Here is a 20093-nt window from a genome sequence, read left to right as displayed (position 1 = left end):
AGTAGGATGATAGAGTAACGCTTTAAAGAAAGGATGTTATTATGACTCTTCCATACAAAATGATTGTGTTAGATTTAGACGATACTTTGCTCAATGACGAACATACTCTTTCAAAAAGAAACAAAGAAGCTTTAATGGCCGCGCAAGAGCTTGGGGTAAAAGTGGTTCTGGCTTCTGGCCGACCAACATTCGGAATGGTTTCTATTGCGAAGGATTTACAACTAGATCAATACGGAAGCTATATACTTTCCTTTAACGGTTCAAAAATCATAAACGCAAAAACCAATGAAGAAATGTTTAATTCTTCGATTTCAAGCGAAATGGCTCATCGCTTATACGACTTGAGCAGACGCGAAGGTGTGGCTATTTTATCTTATAAAGATGAATCCATTGTCATCGAAGAGCCTAACGAGTATGCAGATATTGAATCAACGATTACAGGGCTTCCTATGCAGATCGTTGATCAATTTAAGGCAACCATCACAGAGCCTGTAGTAAAAGCCATGATGCTTGCACATCCAGATGTTCTTGTAGATGTTGAACAAACACTTGTTAAAGAAGTCGGAGAGGAAGTAAGTGTGTTCCGTTCAAAGCCTTTCTTCTTAGAATTTACCGCTCTGAACGTGACAAAAGGAACAAGCCTACACCAATTAACTCAAAAGCTTGGCATAAAGGCTGAAGAAGTGATTGCGATCGGTGATAGCTACAACGATATTACGATGATTGAATTTGCTGGTCTTGGCGTCGCGATGGGGAACGCACCAGATGCAATTAAAGAAATTGCTAATCACGTAACCGACACAAACAACAATGATGGGGTTGCTCAAGTGGTTGAGGATTTTATTCTTTCGAAGGTAAAGGTAGCTTCTAAATAAAAACAAACGTCCCGGAACTACTCCTGGGACGTTTGTTCTATTTATTTCTGCAACTCATGAACTACTTCTTCTAGACGCATTCCTCTCGATGCTTTCACAAGCAAAAGAGTCTTAGTGTCCGTGTATTTCTTTAATTCGGAAATCAAATCCGTTTTATTTTCATAAGCTTTTACTCGATCCTCTGGGAGTACAGACTTTGCTCCCTCCGCTATGAATTGACCGAGCTTTCCATATGTAAATACATAATCGATGGCTTCCTTATTCACACCTGACCCTATTTCATAATGGAAATTCTCCTCATTTGGGCCAAGCTCAAGCATATCACCGAGTACAAGAATCTTTTTTTCATATCCAGAAAGAGTAGTTACCAGATCAACGGCTGCCCTCATGGATGTTGGACTCGCATTATAAGCATCATTGATGATTTTCTCACCTTTTGCTCCAGAAACAAGCTCCATTCGCATGCTTGTCAGTTTCAATTGAGCAAAGCCCTCATTCATCTTTTCAAATGGAACATCAAAGTAGTTCGCAATGAGCATGGACCCTAAAGCATTTAAAATATTATGGGTACCAAGTACCGGTAAATGAAACTCTTCATTCCCCTTATTGATCGTAAACCTACTGCCGTCATCCTTTTGAACGATTGATACAGGGTATAAGGTGTTTTCACTAGAACGACCAAATGTTTGAAGCTCAGCACTCCCCACATAGTCTGATAGCCCTTTCCGTAGAAGTGGCTCGTCTCCATTATAAACAATCAAGCCATTTTCCTTGATTCCTGAGATGATCTCAAGCTTTGCTTTTGCAATATTTTCTCTGCTACCTAAATCCTGTAAATGCGATTCTCCGATATTGGTCACGATCACCACATCTGGTTTTGCTAGCTTTGATAAAAACTCAATTTCCCCTAGTGCACTCATTCCCATTTCAACAACCGCAATATCCGTATCCTCTTCTAATCTTAATAACGTTAAAGGCAGGCCAATATGATTATTAAAATTCCCTTCCGTCTTTTGTACTTTATACGAAAGAGAAAGGAGGTTCGCCGTCATATCCTTCGTTGTCGTTTTCCCGTTACTACCGGTTATTCCTACCACTTTAACGTTAAGCTCATTTCGATAACTACGTGAAAGCTGCTGTAAAGCCTCTAATGTATCTTCAACCATTAGAATCGGAAGTCCAACAGGCGGGTTAGGTACATCCTTTTGCCATAGTGCGGCTGCTGCACCATCTTGAATAGCTGCTTCTACAAATTGGTGCCCATCCATATTAGCTCCTTTAAACGGGACGAATAAATTCCCCTTATCAATTTTCCTTGAATCAATGGAAACTCCAGAAATCTCTACCTGTTCAAACGGACCCACTTCATTTATGACCGTCATCATTTTCGTTAGTTTTTTGATCGTTCGTTTTATCACTATGCTACCTCCTACTCATTCCGATGATGAAGGAAAACACGGCAATTACTTGCCGTGCCTCCATTAAAACGTATACTTAATTTTTTGCTTTTCCGCGTGGCGCTCTTTAGCAAGTTCCACTAGCTTTTCAATTAACTTGGGATATTCCAAGCCAGTATGCTTCCACAGAAGAGGGAACATGCTAAACGGTGTAAATCCTGGCATTGTATTCACTTCATTAATATATGCCTTCCCATCTTTTGTTAAAAAGAAATCGGCACGAACTAATCCTGAGCAATCCAGTGCTTTGAAAGCCTTTATCGCCAATTCCTTCAACTGACTGTACTCTTCCTCACTAATTTCAGCCGGAATGATTAAAGCTGTATTTCCATCTTCGTATTTTGCTTTATAATCGTAAAATTCAACCTTAGGGACAATTTCTCCAGCAACTGAGCATTCAGGATCATCATTTCCTAATACAGCAATTTCTACTTCTCTTGCTGTCACACCTTGTTCAATAATGATTTTACGATCAAATTGGAAGGCTTCTTTACATGCTAGCGCAAGTTCCTCACGGTTGGAACATTTGCTAATTCCAACGCTAGATCCAAGGTTTGCTGGTTTGACAAAGCAAGGATAGCCAAGCGCTGCTTCTACCTGATTATAAGCCTCTTCGGTGTTTTGTTCAAAACTGCTGCGGATAAAAGAGACATAATTCACCTGTGGCAAACCAGCTTGTGCAAACACATTTTTCATTAAAACTTTATCCATTCCTACAGAAGAAGAGAGTACACCATTTCCTACATACGGAAGGTTTAACAGTTCTAGTAATCCTTGTACGGTTCCATCTTCTCCGTTCGGACCATGAAGAAGTGGGAAAATAACATCATAGCCAGCTTCTTCCCCTTTGTTTGATAATGCAGGTGTTAAAGAAGTTGGTGGGAGTGCATCACCTTCTGTAAAAATTAATTCTTTTACCGTTTCAACCGGACCAGTTAATAGCCCCCCACTTACCCAGCTACCTTTTTCCGTTATATAAATAGGATGTATTTCAAACTTGCTATGATCAAGCGCATTAATGACTGCTAATGCTGTTTGTAACGACACTTTATGTTCAGCAGATTTTCCACCGTATAGTAACCCTAACTTCGTTTTCATAAACGTACCTCCATATAATCATTGCCTTTACTATTTTACCACTATCTATTTTAAGAAAGGAACCGTACTTCTGTGCATTTATGTAGTTTTTTTCCCTAAGCCCTTCGTTCTATAAGTATGTTATTAGTAGCTTGCTTCACAACCTTTTTCCTATTACCAAATGAAAAAGACGCATAAATTCATGCGTCTTCATCTATATCACTTAGCGAAAAAGTCTTTTCAACCAGGAGTCATTGTTTTCCTTCTCTGATCTCGGAAGATCTTCTCCTAGTAGATCCGTTTTTCCGATTTCTTTTCCTAAAACAAATACTTTAAGCTCGCCTACTTTTCCTTTACGTAATCCTCTTTGTTTAGATGGCTTGAATGTGACTTCAACACTTTCTTTTTCCTCTTTTGTCATTGGGTAGACGATTTCTTGTTCCGGTACCACCCCACCTAAGTAAGAGCCTTGGAAGGAGGCAAATTTCTCTTGGCTAACAACCTCTACTCTCTCATATTTTTGAAAAGCCATATTAAACAGGGACATATGGTCTTTCCAATCTTGTCGGTCATTGATGGTGACAACAATCAATTTCAAACCATCCTTTTCTGCCGTTGATACAAGAGTGCGTTTCGCTCGAATGGTGTAGCCTGTTTTTCCGCCTGTTGAATATGGGTACAAAATCGTAAGAAGCTTATTTTTATTAAACCAAGTTCCGATCGAACGATTTAAACTTTTGCAATGATATTCCTTTGTTCCTGAAATTTTACGGTACTGTTCATTTTGCATAGCATATTTTGTGAGCAAGGCCATGTCATAGGCGGTAGAATAATGATTTTCATGGTCATCTAAGCCATGCGGGTTTGCAAATACCGTTTTGGTCATGCCAATTTCTTTCGCCTTTTTATTCATCATTTTCACGAACTTGTCTAGGCTTCCCCCCACATGTTCTGCAATGGCCACAGCTGCGTCATTTCCAGAGCGGAGCATTAATCCATACACAAGGTCTTCTAGTTTTATTTTATCTCCAGGTTGTAGATAGAGAGAGGACCCTTCCGTGACAGATGCCTTTTTACTGATCGTCACCATCTCATTCATTTTCCCAGATTCAATCGCTAAAGTAGCCGTCATAATCTTAGTGATACTTGCAATACGCATTGGCGTATGAGCATCTCTTTCAAATAATACTCGTCCTGATTCTTGCTCCATTAATATAGCCCCCTTTGCAGCAATGGCATGGCTTTTTGTTGGAACAGTAGTCACCGTTGACAAAAGTAAAAGAAATACGAGTATCCATTTTAAGTGTCTCATTCTATCCCCTTTCTAACATCAGTAGCAAGGGTTATTTTTTGAGTTTGAAGGTGTTTATATTCTTAATCCATTAAAAAAACAAAAAAATCGACCCTTCGTAACAAAAAGGATCGATTTCTCTTTTAAGGAATAGGAGTGCATATTTCAATATAATGCCCGTCTGGATCTTCGACATAAGCAACCTTTTGGCCCCATGGTTTCTCTGTTGGTTCAAGTAATACCGGTACTCCTGCGTGACGAAGCCGGTCCACAAGCCTCTCAACATCCTCCGTCACAAAGCCTAATTCAAACGTATGACTTCTTTGAATACCATCTGGAATAGGCAATTCAGTCACTTCTCTTCCGCCTGCCCTTGTATTCATACTTAAGATCGTTGAGCCCGTTTCATATTCAATGTAGGAACCAAACTCATTACGTAGCTTTAACCCAAGTAGTTCTCCATAAAATTGCTTTGTTTTTTCTAAGCTGTCCACGTACAAAATGACATATCCAAGCTTAACTTCCATAGACTTTTCTCCTCTCCCCTACTTTAACTAATTTCGAAACACCTTCGCACTTCTTACATATTCCACATCTTTGACACCTAAACGAAAATTTATTACTCTCGCTAGAGCAAAAAAGTAATCTGAGAGACGGTTTACATACTGTAAGCAAACACTTGGGGTCGTTGAATCTGCCTTTGATAAACTGACAATTAGACGCTCAGCGCGACGAGCAACGGTACGAGCAATATGAATCGTAGCAGAAGCCTTTGTACCTCCAGGTAAAATAAATCGTTCAAGTGGTGGCGCTTCCTCGGTATACACATCGATTCTTTGCTCCAAGTACTGAACCGCTTCCTCAGTAAGTTTCGGAACACGCTTGGCCGTTACATTGGCTAAATCTCCTCCGCAGTCAAATAACTCATGCTGAATTTTCTCCAAGTCAGCAAGAACATCCGCAAAAACATCCGCATTTAGCTCAGCAGCTGCTTGTCCAACAAAGCAATTTACTTCATCAATCGTTCCATATGCCTCTACTCGGATATCATCCTTATCCACTCTACCACCGATGATACTCGTTTGCCCTTTGTCTCCCGTCTTGGTATAAATCTTCATTTGCTCATCATCCCCTTTAAATGGATACTTTCTCTAGTGAAAAGGCTCGTTCTCCCTTTTCAAAGGCTTTTTTCGAAAATAGTAATTCATAATAAAAATCATGGGACACATTCCAGTCCCAGTATGCTCGTTCGTCTGGTGCAAACCTAGCTAATAAATGCCTTATGACACCTGCATGCGTGACAACAAACGAACGTGTCCAATGATTATGTTTCACTTCCGAAATCATCTTGTCCCAACCACGATCAACTCTTTTTACAAACTGCTGAAAACTTTCGCCATTCGGTGTGGTCGCTTCTTTGTAATGATTGAGCCATTGATTATACTCTTCAAGATCCTTTAAGTCCTCATAGGTGCAACCCTCAAAATCACCAAAATGCATCTCTCTTAGCTCGCTCAATTGAATGGGTTTTACCTCAGGAAAGAATGCTTGTAAGGTGGTAATACAACGGCCTAAATCGCTCGTAAAAAACCCTTCATACGTCGTTACTAGCGGGGAGGGTTGATGGCATAAAGGAGAATCCGTCCACCCTAAATAGGCTTGTTTTTTATTTGCCTCTGTTAAGCCATGCCTGCATAATGCCAGAGCCACACAATCATCCATAGCAGCCATTCCGTCCCTTCTGCAGATGCTCCCAATACATCTCCGGTTATTCCCCCAAACCAGTGAACTGATTTTTTTTGAATAAATAAAAAACATAAAAAAGCACTTGCTAATAACAAGAGGAACGAGGGAGTAAGCGCTGGCATGAAAAGGCTTAATCCTATTAACACGACCATACAATAGAAAGGATAACTGAGTAAAGAAATCTTACTCAATCTTTCTCTAAAAAATGCGGCCAGTCCCTCATTCTTTGCAAGTGGAGCAAGGACTAATAACGCACCCATCACTCCCCTACTGAAAAAAGGAATGAACAGGATGACGATATACGTGTAAGAATGGGCAAAACTCGTGATTTCATATAAAAACAAATAGCGACCACTTAACAGCACAATAGCAGATAACACACCAAATGCTCCTGTTCGAGGATCGCTCATAATTTCTAATCGTTTTTCCTTGTCGCGATAGGAAAAGAATGCATCGCTTGCATCCATCCAACCGTCTAGATGAAGACCTCCTGTAAAGAAGATCCATGCCAACCATAAGATAAAAGCAATGGCGACTGTCGATAACGGGGTCCACTCTATTAAGATGAAAAGAAGGACTGAATACATGCCTCCTTGTAAAATTCCTAATAACGGGAACATGCCAACCGCACGCTTCATATGCGTGGCATCCATTGGCAAGTTCATGTTAACAGGAATGGAGGTAAAAAATTGCAAGTTCAATAGAAATGCACGGACCATTTTCACAGCTCTTCCTCCAGGACCAATTTTTAATGAGATTAACTCATGCCTTCTTTTCTCAATCTAGATTTCCGAATGGCTTCCGTTGTACATTCGAAGACTCCTCGGCTAATTAATCTACCTAGCTGAGTAAAGGAGCCTGCATATTCAATGGATGTCCCTTTTTGGGTAGCTGCAATTAAGATGCTATCCGTTGAGGTACCTGTGGCAAGTGTCCCAGTGTTTAAGTCAAGCACCTCTTCATTTTGCAACACCTTCACTTTTACTTCCGTTGCGGTCATGATGGATTGAATAAATGCTTCCTCCGATAATTCTCCATTCACGAAGATCCAAGTGTTGATTGTACCAGGCTTATAATCAAACACTTCTCGATCCATAACAGATGCGTCTATGGCATTTCCAACACCTGCCGTCACGACTACAAAAATGGAAACATTGCCATCTATATAAAGCTTATAAGAGACATCTTCAAGCTTAACAGCAGTCATCATTCCAACCGTTTCCCCTGGAAGGAAGCCATTTCTTTCTAAATAGTGGGCCATTTCTTGTTTATGGTCACTACAATTATAGGTTTTGTCTACATGGCGATTAACAAAGTTCTGATACCAGCCCGTTCCCGAACCAATCACACCAGAGCTCATTGTTTTTAATGGTTGCTCCGTTTTTACTACAATTCTTTCTGATGAAGCCTGAATCACTGATGGGTCAACTTGATAGATCTCTTCAATCTGTTCATTTTCCCACTCAGGCAATAACACCATTTGTGGAACGGGAACCTTTGGATGAGGCTGTTTGGCAATTTTCGTATGGTAAACGGTTTGAATTCGTTCTTGTTTTAACACTTCATTTGGAGTATCTTCTATCACAATCTTCCCCTCATGAAGGAGCAGAAGTCTGTCACAGTATAATCCCGCTAAATTGAGATCATGGAAAATGGAAACGACCATTAGTTCACATTCCTTTGACCACTTTTTCAACAGATCAAACAACTCTTTTTGATAGCTTAAATCTAAGTGGTTGGTCGGCTCATCAAGTAGAAGGATACGTGGTTCCTGGGCGAGTGCCTGAGCTAAGTAAACCCTTTGTCTCTCTCCACCAGAGAGATCTTGAATATTTCGGTCTTGAAGGCTCAAAGTTCCCGTTTGCTCCATAACTCGCAGGACCGTTTCCTCATCTTCTATGCTCCAGCTATGAAACCAGCCTCTTTGATGGGCATAACGTCCAAGCGATATCGTTTCTTTTACCGTGTAGGAAAAAGGATCTGCCGCATGCTGAGGCAGCACCGCAATCAACTTAGCAAGTTCCTTGGGAGAATAATCTGAAAGCTTATTTCCATCAAATGAAATGGTTCCTTCAGAAGCGGGCAAAATTCCACTAATTATTTTTAGAAGCGTGGTTTTTCCGCTTCCATTCGGTCCTAGAATACCAAGCATCTCGCCTTTATTCACTTCAAAGGAAATATCTTTTACGATTGAATGTCCTGCGTAACCACCACTGACATGCTGAATGTGAAGCATGTTAACCACTTCTTTCTGCTCTTGTTTTAAGTAGGATGACCGCAAAGACAGGTGCTCCGACCAGAGCGGTGATCACCCCAATTGGAAGCTCAATAGGAGCAATGATCGTCCTTGATACTAAGTCCGCTAATATTAAAAAGGCACTGCCTGTAAGAATCGATAACGGGAGGAGATGTTTATGATCTGGTCCCCAAAGCATTCTTGCTAAATGTGGAATCACCAATCCAACAAAACCAATCGTACCTGAAACCGCTACTGCACTTCCTGTTAACATGGACCCCGCCATCAAGATGATATGCTTTCTTCGTTGGACATTTACTCCCAGATGATGGGCTCTTTCCTCTCCAAACGACATCGCATTTAATTCTTTACCGTTGAAAATTAAGATGGCTGAACCTATTAGGAAGAATGGGAGAATAATTTTTATGTATACCCAGCCTCTCATAGAAACGCTACCTAGTAACCATCCAATAATTTGACGTAACTCCTCACCTGTTAAGGCAATCATTAATGAGATAAGGGCTCCAAGAAAGGAGCTAAAAATGATTCCTGTTAAGATAATCGTCTCCACTCGCATCGATCGCTCTATTTTTTGTGCAAAACCTAATACGAGGAAAATAGTGATAAAAGAGAACAAAATACTGAGAACAGGAAGGGTGAATGCCCCAATGACTGGAAGTGACAGTTGAAAAAACAAGGTAACAACTGCTCCAACCGAAGCACCTGAGGATACGCCTAATGTATAGGGGTCTGCCAGTGGATTTCTGAGTAAACCTTGAAAGGCAGCTCCAGCAATCGCTAGAGCTGCTCCAACAAGTCCTGCTAAGATGACTCTTGGCAGACGGATATTCGATACAATGTTTACATACATTTGGTCAACTCCATCTAGTGATATAAATGGAAAGATTTGTGCAAGTAAGATTTGAATCGTACTTAAGATCGGAACTTTCACGGTTCCTAGTGAGATACCTAGTACAATAGCCAATAGGAGAAACGAGGCTCCCATGGTGTAGGCTACTATTCGATTAGTTATTAAATACTTCCGGATATACGGCTTTTGCAAGTTCCTCTACCCCTTCAACGACCCTTGGACCTGGTCTGTTAACAAGATCTGGATTAACATCAACCACCTGCTTATTTTTGATCGCACTTACATCCGCCCAACCTTCTCTTGCCATTAGCTGACCTACAGGGTCTTCAATGTAATTATAAGTAGCAATAATGACATCGGGATTACGTTCAAGGATAGATTCTTGGTCAATGCTTGGCCAGCCCTCAAGATCTCCCGTTGCATTTTCTGCATTTATGGTTTGTAGCATGACATCCATGAATGTGTTTTTACCAACTGAATAGATATCTGGAGCTGGAGATATTTCAATATATACCTTTTTCTTTTCTGTCACTGTAGCTGCTTTTTCTTTAATTTCTTCAATTTTAGCTTTCATGTCAGCAGTTAACGCTTCTGCTTCTTCTGTTGTTCCTGTCAGTTGACCGATTATACCAATTGTATCGTAGACATCTTCAAAATTAACGGCATCATTTACGATGAACACCTTGATACCTGCATCCCTCATTTGCTGAAAACCAGCTTCAGAAGAGGCTGCTGAAGATTCGTGTGCTAACACTAAATCTGGATTAAGTGCAATAACTTTTTCAATATCTACATTGAAATCTCCTACTTTTTCAACCTCTGCTGTTTCTTCTGGGTACGTATCATTTGTTGTTAACCCCACAACTTTATCTCCTAGTCCCAATTCGTAAATAATTTCCGTGTTACTAGGAATTAGAGAAATGATTGATGCTGGTTCTTCCTCTATTACTACTTCATTATCTAATGCATCTTTGATCGTAACTGGAAAGGCCGCTTTTTCCGCTTTTTCCGTTTGACCTTCTGTGTTTTGGTTTTCTTCTGTGTTTTCCGTTGTGCTCCCACAACCAGCAAGAATCCCTAGTGATAGTACGAGTAATGCAAATAGTGCGTAAAACTTTTGGCGCATGTTCTTTCCCCCTGTATAATGTAAAAAATAAAAAACATCTTCCTACAAAGGCAGGAAGATGTTGGTATGATAGACGTTTTACACTGATTAGAAATAAAATAATAGGTAAGGGTCTGCCACACCACTCCTATCCTCGTAGGAAATTCGGTGTATAGCAATAGGCGAGTTTCCTGGCTTATGGTCATTGCTTGCTACACCTTCCCATACATATAATGTACAGTGGTATACTTGCAGCTTGCTCCCATTTACAGTGGCGGGACCGCGTTGGAATTTCACCAACTTCCTTTTTAAGTCTTCAATCATGAAAACACCTACTACTAGTCGAATTATGAAATTTTCTGCTACGTCTGATTATACACCAACCAAGCCCAAAAAACGCAACCCTTTTTAACAAAAAGGTGTCAAAAAGGTGTCAGACACCGTCCGTGGACACTTCACCCTGTTTTGTCCACCTGGGGCGGACAGTAACTTCTTATTGTGAAGAGGTTTTGCTTAGCATAATATGGAATATATACAACATAGCGCGGAGGTCATGTCTATGGTAGTAGTGGTCTATTTCTTCTTATCCTACTTCATTGGATGCATCATGTTTGGATACATTATTGGAAGACTGTTTGGAAGGATGGATATTCGGAAGGTCGGCAGTGGAAACGTGGGTGCTCGTAATATCGGGCGAAGTTTAAATAAGACGGCCTTTGTCGCTACCTTTTTAGGAGATGCGTCTAAAGGAGCGGCAGCTATCCTTCTTGGCAGAATGCTAGGCTTTTCAGAGGAAATTCAATTAGCAGGATTTCTACTAGTCCTTGTAGGACATATTTGGCCCATCACCCTTTCCTTTAAGGGCGGAAAAGGAATCTCTAGCTTTCTCGGAGGAATCATTACTTTTGAACCGACCGTAATCGTGGTCATACTCGTTAGCTTCGCCATCACATATCCTTTTTCCCGAAGTTTTACAATGTCTGGTCTGCTAAGCCTATGCATTCTTCCAATCTATTTCTTTATTGAGTCTTATACATACACCGGCGTCGGCATAATTGCACTCACCATAATCACGATTCTTTTTGCTCATCGAACAAATATAAAGGCTCTTTTCTAAAACATTGTTGCTATATAAACACTTTTTCAGAATTAAACTATATGTTTCAGCAGCCAATCAGGATTTTATCCTCCTTAGAAAAGAGCTACTCTCCAAATAGACCAATAAACTCAGCGTTATGCGGGGAAAAATCCGGCTTCTGGATTTTTCCAAAACAACAAACTTTACGAAAACAGCCAATATAAAAGAAAGAATATAGGGGGAAACCAAATGGGCTTGCTTTTTAAAATTGCAAGAAGCGAAGAAGAAATGGAGCAAATTCATAAGCTAAATTATCGTACCTTTGTCGAAGAGATCCCACAGCATCCAAAGTCTGATACAGAAAGAAGAGTTGACCCTTTTCATGCAGAAAATACGTACCTCATTTGCTTAAAAAACAAACAGCTCATTGGAATGATTGCGGTTCGAGACAAGCGACCTTTTTCCATTGATAAAAAAATTGGTCCAGTAGAAGATCATCTTCCCTTTCAAGCTCATCTTTTATGCGAAATCCGCCTCCTCGCAGTTGATGCAAAAAATCGGAACGGAAGAGTGTTTCTAGGCCTTTCCCAATTATTAGCCAACTACTGTATCAAGCAAGGGTACGACGCAGCCGTTATCTCAGGAACGACCAGACAAACAAAGCTGTACACACAACTCGGCTTCACCGTGTTTCATGATCCAGTTGGAACAGAAGAGGCACAATTTCATCCGATGTATATCACTAGAGACACCTTTGAAAAACAAGTCTCTTCACGCATAGGGATTTCTTCTAGACGGTTTATACCCGGACCCATTATGGTAGCAGATGATGTGACCAAAGCGCTTATGAGTCCACCCATCTCTCATCGCTCTAAAGCCTTTCTAACATTATTTAATTCTGTAAAGGAAAAGCTTTTGAGGTTAACCAAAGCTGCCAATTGCCAGCTTCTTCTTGGATCTGGAACGCTTGCGAATGAAGTCATCGCCATGCAGTTGAAAAAACTTTCGAATGGAGTCATTTTTATTAACGGGGAGTTTGGAAAGCGACTGCAAGGTCACGCCATCCGTGCTGGCTTATCTTTTGAAAGTTATGAAATACCGTGGGGAACATCATTTACTTTGAAAGAAATAAAGGAGGTTATCCAAAAGCATAACCCTGAGTGGATCTGGTTTACCCATTGCGAAACATCGACTGGTGTTCTCAACTCTTTAGCTGATATGAGGGAGGCTTGCGCAGAAAAAGATATAAAGATCTGCCTTGATGCTATTAGTTCCATAGGAGCTAGCCCTGTGAATCTCTCAAATATCTATCTTGCCTCAGGAGTTAGCGGGAAAGCACTGGGCTCGTATTCAGGTCTTTCCATTGTGTTTCACCAGCATTACATAAAAAAGGATGAATCGATTCCAAGCTATCTGGATCTCGGATGGTATATTGAGAACGACGGAGTCCCCTTTACCCATTCATCTAATCTTATTTCCGCTCTTCACCAAGCACTTGAAATCTATGAAGAGGACCAACCTTTCGAAAGAATTGTTCGTCAATATTTATACATTCGCGAGTTTCTCGAATCTCATGGCATTCCTGTTCTATCTAAGTTAGAGCATTCCTGTCCGGCCATTATGACGATTCCATTTCCATCAAAAATACCCTCAACCTTTATCGGAGAGGATATGGAGATGAATGGCTATTTACTACACTACGAAAGTGCGTATCTGAAAAATAATAACTGGGTTCAAATCTCTCCTATTAGCAATATTGAGGAGAAAGAGACACAGCGCATGCTATCCCAGTTTAAAGAACTAGTTACATACTATCAATCATAATAAAACCACGAGTGTCCACCCCACGCGGACAAATCAACCCAATTTGTCCACGAAGGGTGTCTGACACCGTTTTTACTGCCATTGCTTTGTTTTCTTGTCGAAGGTAAGGGTGGCGTCGAATTTGGTTTTTGACAGTTTTTCGTACTCCTCGAACATATCATCCATATTCATGTAGTCGCCGATCACCCAAATAGGTACTTCGATCTTCGTTCTGCTTTGAACCGCATCTTTAAAAGATAATAAGATTCCCTCTTTCATCAATGGTTTCAACGAAAGAGAAAGTTCAATATCCATCGGAGGGTAATCCCTCTTTTTTTTCAGCCCTAAAATACCCTTTTCTGGTTTGAACTCATTTAACTTCTCAGGAACTAAATCGGATAGTAGCCGATAAAAATCGGTTAACGTCCGGTAATAGACCTTATTCCACCATCCATCATCATGAGCAAAATAACCATATCTATTTCTCAGATGACGATTAAATGGCTGCTTGAGTTGCTCCTTCATATGCCCCATATAAAGCAGCTCGGCAATTTCCTCGCCAGATAAGGCATTTACTCCTTCAAGCTCCTCGAAATCCACCCAGCAAAAATCTCCATACCCATGTACATCGTCACCCATAAGCCGATGCAATTTCTCTTTAGGGACGTATTCTAGTAAAGTGTGACGATTAAACTCCCCCGATTCGTAGGCATGCTTAATCAACAAAAGATGATTCAAAGAATCGGAAAGAGACCGAGCAAACTCTTTAAATTCAATCCCGTGTGTAAGAACATATTGTTCACTTTCATTAAGGAATATGTAGAGAAGATCGCGTTTCTCCTGATTGCTTTTTTTCACCTAGTAAACCTCCACAATAATAGTAATATCTCCCTTAGTTATGACGAATGAACGTATAAAAAAGTTTCGATGAATTTCCCGCACTGTTCTTCTAAATAAAACTATACTATTGTATAAGCACTATATAATTCAAGCACAATCTTAACAATTCACAAACTTTTATGAAACTTCCATTTTAAAATAACTTGTTTTTCTCTATAATTAGCATGTTGCTAAAATGAACTTCTCCCACCAAAGAGGTGATACGTATGATTACAAATATGCCAGACAATCAAATTACTTTATACATTATTAAAGCGTTAAAAGAATCCAAACGAAAAGAATTTGACGCGATATTGGATGAGCTTCAGCCTTATGATGTCGCAAGAATATATGGGGAGTTGCCCGAAAAACACAAAAAGAGATTTTTATTGTACCTAAATATAGACATGCTTGCAGACCTCATCGAGGAATTAAGCAAAACCGAACAGCTCGATGTTCTAAATCGACTAGGTATTGAACGTTCAGGGGAAGTCCTCGATGAAATGGATAACGATGACCTCGCCTCATTGCTTGATGACCTGTCACCTGAAAAAATAACCCAACTCTTATCTGGAATGAAAAAAGAAGAATCCAAGGCCGTTCAAGATATCATGAATTATCCTCCTGAAACTGCTGGGCGATTGATGACGAACCGTTTTGTATGGATAAGAGATTACTATACCGTCAAGGAAGCGGTAACCAAGCTCAAATCATTTACCGACTACGCGGAAACCATTAATTATCTGTACGTAATCGACCAATACCGTAAATTAGTTGGCGTTGTTTCCTACCGTGATATTTTAATGGCAGAAGCTGATGCAGTTGTTCGCAATATTATGTACGAACGGGTCATCTCTGTTTCCGTCGATACAGACCAAGAAGAAGTGGCCATGCTTATTCAACGTTATGACTTTATGGCCATCCCTGCTGTAAACGAAGAAAATGTACTTATGGGTATTATTACCGTAGATGATATTATTGATGTTGTCATTCAAGAAGCGAACGAAGATATCGAAAAACTTTCCGCTTCAGGTAAATCCATTGATTTTGAAACTAGGGCCTATGTGGCTGCGTATAGAAGACTCCCATGGCTCATCCTTCTATTACTAATCGGCATTTTATCTGGAAGCATCATAAGTACGTATCAAGAAACACTTAAAGAAATTGTCGCACTCGCCTTCTTCATTCCTATGATATCCGGAATGACTGGAAATACCGGTACACAATCTTTAGCTGTGGTCGTTCGTGGACTTGTCTCTAACGACATTAATAAACGCGTCATCACGAAACTCGTCCTGAGGGAACTTGGCGTTGGTGTCATTATTGGAATTACCTGTGGCATCCTTATTTCGCTTATCGCCTTTATATGGCAGGGCAATTTAATGATTGGCCTTGTTGTTGGTATGTCCTTGCTTCTTACCCTTATTATCGGTACCTTAGCAGGAACAGTGATTCCATTGATCCTTTATCGACTACAAATTGATCCAGCCATTGCTTCTGGACCACTTATTACAACACTAAATGATATTTTTTCACTCTTAACCTATTTTGGGATTGCTACACTTTTCTTACACCATATACAGTAAAGAGGCACGAAGTCATAGAGCGCTTCGTGCTTTTTATTTTACCTCTTCCGCTACGATTTCCTTTTTCAGCTTCTTTTTAAAAAGAAAGCCCATTACAAGAATTAAGAAAGGTAAGCCTACAGCAACCCCTATGCTAATATACACCCACCAGCCCTCTAAAAAATCAACCGCACGATTTTTATCAAAGTTAATCCAATAACCAAATGAGCTGAGAATGATAGCAGTAGGAATAATGACTTTCCGATAATCCTTTAGACCAAGCATCTTTTGCATAGCAACCGAAGCACATAACAAGCTCATCATAATCTGAGTAAGGATGGATAACGCAAAGAAAGCAATCATAATCATTTCATAGCGATGAACAAAATAACCAATTTGTGCACTTCTAGCCATCTGCATACAAGAAACAATATACTGCGCAGCTGTCTCAGGAGAAAGAACGCCTGCCTCTAGAATCGGCCACATGATAATGAATACCATTCCGTACCCAATTCCAGCAAACCCCATTTTCCCCCAAGTTTTCTTATCGGCAACCATTGGTAAAATAATTCCCGCCATAATTGTAGCCATAGCCCAGTCCGTATTATGATGTCTACTTGCCCAAACGGTCCTCAAAAAGCCCATTTGAAAAGTGGGACGTAATTCCCTAATATCGAATTCTGATAGTGAGCCAAACATGAGCAAAATATTTAAAGCAATAATCGAAAACACACCAATTAAAGCCATCCTAGCTATAACCTCTACTCCAAAGTAAATAGCATATGTACCTAATAAAAAAGCTGCAATGATAAACAATAGGATTGGTGCCTCTGGCAGGAAATAATCCTTTAAGTGAAAAACAAAGGTTGACATAACTGGCCCGTAAGCAGCTAGGAAAAATAAAAAGGTGATCAGCGCAACAAATTTCCCAAACCATTTGCCAAGTAACCTTGCCGCTTGGTCAATTAAGTCACCCTCTGGCATTCGACGGATGACTAAGATAACCAAGAACATAATCACTCCACCTTGGATGGTCGCAATCAGGGTTGAAATCCATATATCCCCCCCTACTTCTCTAGCCATCGATCCTTGCGTCACACCAATTGCCTTTGCATAGATCATATTGATAATTAATGCCATAAACATACCATTTGAGATTTGTACCTTCATTAGTTTGCACTATTCTCCTTTTTACCGGAGTTCGTTTCCTCCCATAATAAGACGGAATCCTTTACCTCCACATTTACAGAGACTTTGATATCTACCGTTGGGAATACTTCCTCCCAATCATCCGCAATTTGCTTCCAGTACCCAGGATACTCATTGTGAAACACTTTCCCGAGCTCGAAGACATCTGTTTTATACTCCTTTTGCACTTTATTGATAGTCGTATCAATTTCCTTTTTCAGTTTTTTCTCAACCGCTTGTTCTAATTTTGATACTTGCTCTTGATCATCGATAGAAAATGGACAACCCGCTTCAACCACCATAGCAAAAGCATCATACTCAGCATTAAAACTTATTTGGCTACCTTTAAAATGAGGAGTCACCTGAAACATCTGATCCCTAAGCTCTACACTTACGGTTCGTTCAGGTTTACTTTTACATGGGGTGGTAACAACACCAGACTTTAATCTTTCTGTAAAAAGCATTAATGCCCTTGTTTCTTCTGGTTTTAACACTCCAACCAAACGATCTTCCTGAAAGACTCCGGCACCGGCCAAATCCACTTGTTTGATCGTAGGTCCCTTTTCTGGTTTTTTGTTAGAGACCATCACTTCCTTTAAGGAAACTCTAGCGATGATCGGTTGTGAGCTTTGACTTAAGTAGGCCGCCTGAACATCCATGATTTGTGAATTTGGAGCGACATTAGAAATTTCCCCATATCGAAAAAGTTTATTTAATGCCTCCCCCGGTATGAGCTCCAACCCCGTAACGGTTGATACTAAGGTGCTAGCCTTTTCTGGTGTGATAACAACCCAAGTTCTCATCCGAAGCTCTGGGTTTCTAGTAAAAAAATCAATCACCTGTGCAATTCCTTCCTTGGCCAAATCCTCATTGATAACAATGACTTGATTGTGGGCCCAAAAAACATTTCTTGTGGTAAAGGAAGACAAATCACGAATCGCATCAAACAGAGACTCACCTTGTCCCACAATGGTGAGAATAGGCTCTCCTGTCTGCCCAGAAGGAGCACCCGTCTGTCCCCTAGCATCTGCTGGTCTGGCTATCTGTGCCGTCACTTTAAAGGCGTTCTCTCCCTCGCCTTTATCGATGCCTACAGCCATCACCAAGGCTAGATCATTTAGCTCTCTCTTCCCTGCACAGCCCGATAATAGGAGAATTAGTATTAATAAAAGAGACCACTTTAAGTGTCTTTTCATTCTTCATCCTCCCCCTTAAGCTTGATGATTCGACGGGTTTTCTTCTTGCGTGATCCATCTTTTTGATCTTCTTCTTTACCCTTACCTCCTTCTTTAGAATATGGATCTGTATTAGGAGGCTCTGGAAATTGATGATCTCCTACACGCTTCTCATCCCCAGTAACTCCTTCCGGTCTCATCTGCATTTTCCACCAAGGAAAGCGAATAATTGAATCCTTCTGATCATTCGGTTGGAAAGGCGTGGCTGGTGCTAAGTAGGACTCCCCAAAGGAGCGAAGAGTAAGAGCATGAATCGCTAATAAGGTAAACATCGCAGAAAAACCAAGCAATCCAAGTGTCCCAGCTGCTATTAGCAAAGGAAAACGAATGAGACGAATCGAGAATGATGCCGCATAATTAGGAATGGCAAACGACGCAATACCCGTTAAGGCAACGATAATCACCATAAACGGAGACACGATCCCAGCTTGAACAGCGGCTTGACCAATGACAAGTGATCCAACAATACTAACAGCCGCCTGACCAACAGGCTTAGGCATCCGAAGCCCTGCTTCCCTCATCAATTCAAAGGAGATTTCCATCAATAACGCTTCTAGTAAAACCGGAAAAGGAACAACCTCGCGTCCCGAGGCAATCGTTAGGATCAATTGGGTAGGAATCATCTCTTGATGAAAGCTTACGAGCATCACATAAATGGAGGTAAGAGTTAAGCTCAGTACAAAGGCCAAATATCGTATCGCACGGAAAAAACTACCCGTCATAAATCTTGAATAATAGTCATCACTTGCCTGTAAAAACTGCCAAAAGAAACTGGGGACTACCAATACAAAAGGGGTATTGTCAACAAAAATAGCCACTCTTCCTTCAAGTATCGACGATGCTACTTTATCCGGTCTTTCTGTACTTTGTACGGTAGTAAAAGGAGATCGAGGGGCATCTTCAATTAATTCTTCGATATATCCGCTTTCTAAAATGGCATCGATTTTTATATCCCGTAACCTTTTCTTTACCTCCTCAACCAAACCTTCCTTGACGATATCTTCTATATAGGCAATATTGACATCTGTCTTTGAGCGCTTTCCGATATTCATTTGCTCAATTCGAAGCTTGGGATCTCTAATTCTACGTCGTACAAGTGCTGTATTGGTTCGAATACTTTCTGTAAAACCATCTCTTGGCCCACGAACCACCTGCTCAGTCTGCGGTTCATCTACACCTCTTTTTTCCCAGCCTTTTGTTTGTATTACGAACACTTCATCGCTTCCATCAAGAATGAGGACTGCGACTCCGGATAAAATTCCATCCACCGCTTGACTAACCTCTTTGACGACCTGAAAAGAGGCATTTGTAAGCATATGTTCCTTCAGCAAGGTTAATGGAGGACCCGTTGGTAATGTTGTATGTTGCAGTAACCAATTTCCTTTATAAAGTAGGTCACTAATAAACAGTTCTATTTGTATGACATCAACCAATCCATCCGTGTAATAACAAATCGCTTGAACATTTTTATGCTCATGAAAGGTAATCCGTCGTTTGACTAGATCCACACTGCTTCCCAAGATCTCAGTCATCAAATTCTCATTATCTTGCAAATCTCTAAAAAAATGATCCTTCTCTTCCACTGCAGTCATAAATTGAAAACTCCTAAAATAATTATTTCCACGTTCATAACCCTTTCTTTATTTTTCCAACAAAAACAGATTCTAGTCAGAATTTAGTTTATTTC

The 20093-nt window shown here is 40.5% G+C and carries 18 protein-coding genes and 1 riboswitch; of the genes, 4 read left to right on the top strand and 14 right to left on the bottom strand.

Translation table 11 applies throughout. The features are described 5' to 3' along the window. Positions 1 to 41: 41 nt before the first annotated feature. Entirely contained in the window at positions 42 to 875 is an 834-nt protein-coding gene (locus MKX65_RS01265; RefSeq protein WP_340901854.1) for a Cof-type HAD-IIB family hydrolase, read from the top strand. Between the two features lie 41 nt (positions 876 to 916). Here MKX65_RS01265 and MKX65_RS01260 read toward each other — a convergent pair whose 3' ends face one another. The 10 genes from MKX65_RS01260 to MKX65_RS01215 form a co-directional block, all read right to left on the bottom strand. Continuing rightward, on the bottom strand, positions 917 to 2293 hold the full coding sequence (locus MKX65_RS01260) for a UDP-N-acetylmuramoyl-tripeptide--D-alanyl-D-alanine ligase (RefSeq protein ID WP_340901852.1): 1377 nt from the start codon (positions 2291 to 2293) through the stop codon (positions 917 to 919). Between the two features lie 63 nt (positions 2294 to 2356). After that, a complete protein-coding gene (locus tag MKX65_RS01255) occupies positions 2357 to 3430 on the bottom strand; it encodes a D-alanine--D-alanine ligase (protein WP_340901850.1) in 1074 nt (357 codons plus the stop codon). 202 nt (positions 3431 to 3632) lie between these two features. Further along, the gene (locus tag MKX65_RS01250) at positions 3633 to 4721 is read right to left on the bottom strand and encodes a D-alanyl-D-alanine carboxypeptidase family protein (protein ID WP_340901848.1); all 1089 of its coding nucleotides are present in this window, start codon (positions 4719 to 4721) and stop codon (positions 3633 to 3635) included. 122 nt (positions 4722 to 4843) lie between these two features. After that, a complete protein-coding gene (locus tag MKX65_RS01245; protein WP_340901847.1) occupies positions 4844 to 5227 on the bottom strand; it encodes a VOC family protein in 384 nt (127 codons plus the stop codon). A 27-nt stretch (positions 5228 to 5254) separates the two neighbouring features. Further along, the gene (locus tag MKX65_RS01240; RefSeq protein WP_340901846.1) at positions 5255 to 5818 is read right to left on the bottom strand and encodes a cob(I)yrinic acid a,c-diamide adenosyltransferase; all 564 of its coding nucleotides are present in this window, start codon (positions 5816 to 5818) and stop codon (positions 5255 to 5257) included. Positions 5819 to 5834: 16 nt separating this feature from the next. Then, positions 5835 to 6431: a histidine phosphatase family protein gene (locus tag MKX65_RS01235; RefSeq protein WP_340901845.1), complete on the bottom strand. Its 597-nt coding sequence runs from the start codon at positions 6429 to 6431 to the stop codon at positions 5835 to 5837. Then, entirely contained in the window at positions 6380 to 7165 is a 786-nt protein-coding gene (cobS, locus tag MKX65_RS01230) for an adenosylcobinamide-GDP ribazoletransferase (protein ID WP_340906128.1), read from the bottom strand. The genes MKX65_RS01235 and cobS overlap by 52 nt, the downstream gene beginning before the upstream one ends. 38 nt (positions 7166 to 7203) lie before the next feature. Then, positions 7204 to 8682: an adenosylcobinamide amidohydrolase gene (locus MKX65_RS01225; RefSeq protein ID WP_340901844.1), complete on the bottom strand. Its 1479-nt coding sequence runs from the start codon at positions 8680 to 8682 to the stop codon at positions 7204 to 7206. A gap of 1 nt (position 8683) precedes the next feature. After that, positions 8684 to 9745 carry a FecCD family ABC transporter permease gene (locus MKX65_RS01220; RefSeq protein WP_340901842.1) on the bottom strand — a complete coding sequence of 354 codons (1062 nt, stop codon included), beginning with the start codon at positions 9743 to 9745 and terminating at the stop codon, positions 8684 to 8686. Beyond that, complete coding sequence (locus MKX65_RS01215) at positions 9708 to 10679, bottom strand: helical backbone metal receptor (protein WP_160549036.1); 972 nt, start codon at positions 10677 to 10679, stop codon at positions 9708 to 9710. Before MKX65_RS01215 ends, MKX65_RS01220 begins: the two co-directional genes overlap by 38 nt. Before the next feature lie 143 nt (positions 10680 to 10822). Next, positions 10823 to 11009: riboswitch (cobalamin riboswitch) on the bottom strand. Between the two features lie 208 nt (positions 11010 to 11217). Between MKX65_RS01215 and MKX65_RS01210 the strand changes: the two genes are divergently transcribed. Both MKX65_RS01210 and MKX65_RS01205 read left to right on the top strand, forming a co-directional pair. Then, entirely contained in the window at positions 11218 to 11775 is a 558-nt protein-coding gene (locus MKX65_RS01210) for a glycerol-3-phosphate acyltransferase (protein WP_340901840.1), read from the top strand. Between the two features lie 210 nt (positions 11776 to 11985). Continuing rightward, on the top strand, positions 11986 to 13560 hold the full coding sequence (locus MKX65_RS01205) for an aminotransferase class V-fold PLP-dependent enzyme (RefSeq protein ID WP_340901839.1): 1575 nt from the start codon (positions 11986 to 11988) through the stop codon (positions 13558 to 13560). A gap of 72 nt (positions 13561 to 13632) precedes the next feature. Here MKX65_RS01205 and MKX65_RS01200 read toward each other — a convergent pair whose 3' ends face one another. Further along, a complete protein-coding gene (locus MKX65_RS01200; RefSeq protein WP_340901838.1) occupies positions 13633 to 14397 on the bottom strand; it encodes a hypothetical protein in 765 nt (254 codons plus the stop codon). 248 nt (positions 14398 to 14645) lie between these two features. Between MKX65_RS01200 and mgtE the strand changes: the two genes are divergently transcribed. After that, on the top strand, positions 14646 to 16004 hold the full coding sequence (gene mgtE, locus MKX65_RS01195) for a magnesium transporter (RefSeq protein ID WP_340901837.1): 1359 nt from the start codon (positions 14646 to 14648) through the stop codon (positions 16002 to 16004). 33 nt (positions 16005 to 16037) lie between these two features. On the opposite strand, the gene MKX65_RS01190 is transcribed toward mgtE, so the two are convergent. The 3 genes from MKX65_RS01190 to MKX65_RS01180 are packed head-to-tail and all read right to left on the bottom strand — an operon-like array spanning position 16038 to position 19998. After that, a complete protein-coding gene (locus MKX65_RS01190; protein ID WP_340901836.1) occupies positions 16038 to 17153 on the bottom strand; it encodes a GerAB/ArcD/ProY family transporter in 1116 nt (371 codons plus the stop codon). Continuing rightward, positions 17153 to 18367 carry a Ger(x)C family spore germination protein gene (locus MKX65_RS01185; RefSeq protein WP_340901835.1) on the bottom strand — a complete coding sequence of 405 codons (1215 nt, stop codon included), beginning with the start codon at positions 18365 to 18367 and terminating at the stop codon, positions 17153 to 17155. The genes MKX65_RS01190 and MKX65_RS01185 overlap by 1 nt, the downstream gene beginning before the upstream one ends. Beyond that, the gene (locus MKX65_RS01180; protein ID WP_340901834.1) at positions 18364 to 19998 is read right to left on the bottom strand and encodes a spore germination protein; all 1635 of its coding nucleotides are present in this window, start codon (positions 19996 to 19998) and stop codon (positions 18364 to 18366) included. The genes MKX65_RS01185 and MKX65_RS01180 overlap by 4 nt, the downstream gene beginning before the upstream one ends. Between the last annotated feature and the right edge of the window lie 95 nt (positions 19999 to 20093).

This window comes from Robertmurraya sp. FSL R5-0851, from assembly GCF_038002965.1.
GTDB classification, from domain to species: Bacteria; Bacillota; Bacilli; order Bacillales; family Cytobacillaceae; genus Robertmurraya_A; species Robertmurraya_A beringensis.
Note: the sequence above shows the minus strand (reverse complement) of the source record. Positions and strands in the feature narration are given on the sequence as shown.

Excerpts from the sequence above, each read along its gene's own strand:
- MKX65_RS01180 (WP_340901834.1), bottom strand. The coding sequence starts at position 19,998 with ATGACTGCAGTGGAAGAGAAGGATCATTTTTTTAGAGATTTGCAAGAT.
- MKX65_RS01255 (WP_340901850.1), bottom strand. The coding sequence starts at position 3,430 with ATGAAAACGAAGTTAGGGTTACTATACGGTGGAAAATCTGCTGAACAT.
- MKX65_RS01185 (WP_340901835.1), bottom strand. The coding sequence starts at position 18,367 with ATGAAAAGACACTTAAAGTGGTCTCTTTTATTAATACTAATTCTCCTA.
- MKX65_RS01210 (WP_340901840.1), top strand. The coding sequence starts at position 11,218 with ATGGTAGTAGTGGTCTATTTCTTCTTATCCTACTTCATTGGATGCATC.
- MKX65_RS01215 (WP_160549036.1), bottom strand. The coding sequence starts at position 10,679 with ATGCGCCAAAAGTTTTACGCACTATTTGCATTACTCGTACTATCACTA.
- cobS (WP_340906128.1), bottom strand. The coding sequence starts at position 7,165 with ATGGTCCGTGCATTTCTATTGAACTTGCAATTTTTTACCTCCATTCCT.
- mgtE (WP_340901837.1), top strand. The coding sequence starts at position 14,646 with ATGATTACAAATATGCCAGACAATCAAATTACTTTATACATTATTAAA.
- MKX65_RS01205 (WP_340901839.1), top strand. The coding sequence starts at position 11,986 with ATGGGCTTGCTTTTTAAAATTGCAAGAAGCGAAGAAGAAATGGAGCAA.
- MKX65_RS01235 (WP_340901845.1), bottom strand. The coding sequence starts at position 6,431 with ATGGCTGCTATGGATGATTGTGTGGCTCTGGCATTATGCAGGCATGGC.
- MKX65_RS01190 (WP_340901836.1), bottom strand. The coding sequence starts at position 17,153 with ATGAAGGTACAAATCTCAAATGGTATGTTTATGGCATTAATTATCAAT.
- MKX65_RS01225 (WP_340901844.1), bottom strand. The coding sequence starts at position 8,682 with ATGCTTCACATTCAGCATGTCAGTGGTGGTTACGCAGGACATTCAATC.
- MKX65_RS01265 (WP_340901854.1), top strand. The coding sequence starts at position 42 with ATGACTCTTCCATACAAAATGATTGTGTTAGATTTAGACGATACTTTG.
- MKX65_RS01240 (WP_340901846.1), bottom strand. The coding sequence starts at position 5,818 with ATGAAGATTTATACCAAGACGGGAGACAAAGGGCAAACGAGTATCATC.
- MKX65_RS01245 (WP_340901847.1), bottom strand. The coding sequence starts at position 5,227 with ATGGAAGTTAAGCTTGGATATGTCATTTTGTACGTGGACAGCTTAGAA.
- MKX65_RS01250 (WP_340901848.1), bottom strand. The coding sequence starts at position 4,721 with ATGAGACACTTAAAATGGATACTCGTATTTCTTTTACTTTTGTCAACG.